Origin of the sequence: Faecalibacterium sp. DFI.5.82, assembly GCF_029076575.1 — a bacterium.
Lineage (GTDB): Bacteria > Bacillota > Clostridia > Oscillospirales > Ruminococcaceae > Faecalibacterium > Faecalibacterium duncaniae.
Genome location: NZ_JARFIS010001052.1, coordinates 1 through 291, shown reverse-complemented (window position 1 = coordinate 291; position 291 = coordinate 1). Strand labels below are relative to the sequence as shown.

1 protein-coding gene is annotated in these 291 nt (G+C 43.3%); it reads right to left on the bottom strand.

The window, feature by feature from the left end; translation table 11 throughout:
- Positions 1 to 23: 23 nt before the first annotated feature.
- Positions 24 to 291: hypothetical protein (locus P0G09_RS20095; RefSeq protein WP_275253559.1), on the bottom strand; the 268-nt coding region annotated here is incomplete at its 5' end.

Below are 291 nucleotides of genomic sequence, written 5' to 3'. Positions count from 1 at the left end.
ATTTGTCAAACAGTTGGAAACTGTTAGACCAAAGGTTTTGCGGAATTTAGATCTAAAAGCATCAAGCCATCTTCGATCAATTCTCCGTCAACACGGTAACCGTGCACTTGGAAATCGTTCTCTAACAATCGTTTGAACGTCGCAACCAAATCTTGCGAACTCCATCTTACAGAAATCACACCGTTCTTCTTGGGCTTGTAAAACGTGGTTGCCTTTGGAGTTGTTCCTTCGCAAACATGAATCACCACCTGACGGCTTTCCTCATTGATGATAAGTCGCACATAAGCCGGA